The organism is Micromonospora sp. LZ34 (assembly GCF_052981855.1).
The window spans coordinates 1-1264 of sequence record NZ_JBRIQN010000153.1; the positions used below are offsets into that span (position 1 = coordinate 1).

Annotated in this window: 1 protein-coding gene; it reads right to left on the reverse strand. The window is 70.3% G+C overall.

Annotated elements, in window-relative coordinates:
- Nucleotides 1-8 precede the first annotated feature (8 nt).
- Nucleotides 9-863: a transposase gene (locus ACVCAH_RS37885; RefSeq protein ID WP_447141012.1), complete on the reverse strand. Its 855-nt coding sequence runs from the start codon at nt 861-863 to the stop codon at nt 9-11.
- Nucleotides 864-1264: the final 401 nt, after the last annotated feature.

The following is a 1264-nucleotide window of genomic DNA, read 5'->3' on the forward strand; positions in this document are numbered from 1 at the left end:
GGACGCTCCTATGCCGCGTCAAGTGGTTGGGGTGGGTTTTCGAGGCGTCGGTAGAGGTCTCGGGCGACGTAACGCTTGAGGCAGCGTTTGATCTCCCGATCGGTTTTGCCTTGGGCGCGGCGGCGCTCGGCGTAGGCGCGGGTGCGTTCGTCGCGTTGCAGCCGGGTCAGGACGACGGTGTGCAGGGCGCGGTTGAGTTGGCGGTCTCCTGAGCGGTTGAGGCGGTAGCGGACGGTCTTGCCGGAGGACGCCGGGATGGGGGCGGCGCCGGCGGGCATGGCGAACGCGGCGTCGTTGCGGCAGCGTCCCGGGTGGGACCAGGCGGTGAGCACGGTGGCCGCGACGATCGGTCCGACGCCGGTGAGGTCGAGCAGGTCCGGTCGCCAGGAGCGCACGATCGTCCGGATCGCCTTCTCGTGCTCGGTGGCTTCAGCTTCGAGGAAGCGGACGCGGCGAGCGAGGTCTCGCAACACGGTCAGACAGGTGAACACCTCGACATTGGCGTTGGTGGTGGGGCGCAGCCGGGTGGCGGTGGTGAGCATGAGGCGGGTGCTCTGGCCGCGGAAGCGGGCGCGCACCACCTCGGGGGCGGTGATCACCAACGCGTGCAGTTGCCGCTGGGCGTCCGAGCTGGCTTCCACGGCTGCGCGGCGGGCGGTCAGTCGGGCCTGCAGCGCGGCCCGCTCGGGTCCCGTCTTGGGCTGCGCCAGGCGGGTGCGGGCGAGTGCGTCGCGGGCAGCCCGTTCGGCGTCGATCGGGTCGGACTTCGCCCCGGCACGGCGCGCCGGTCGCACCGGCCGGTCCAGTTCCACGACCTCCAGCGCCCAGGCCCGCAGCCCTGAGTGCTGCTCGGCCAGAGCCACCAACTCGGCATAGCCGTCCGGGTCGTGTTCACCGTGGCCCTGGCGAGGACCCCACCGGTGCGGGTGTCGAGCACCGCGGCGGTGTGCGTGTCTCTGTGCGTGTCGACGCCGATGACGACCTCGACCAGATCTGCCAGCATGGACATGCGTTCTCTCCTCACCGTGGGGACGCAAGGGTCCGGTCCGGTGCGGAGATGGCAGGACTGTGATGAGACACGCCAGCCGCTAACTGGCGGTCAAGCTCCTGATCAGGCCAAACGTCTCCCGCCGGGCCGGCGCCGGCAGCAGCAGGCGGACAAGTCCCGCGAAAGGCACAAAGCCAGTCAGACGAAGAGTCACGCCCACTGCTGCCGACCATCAGCCCATCACCTGCGGACCGACCAAGCCAGCCTCACAGTCAG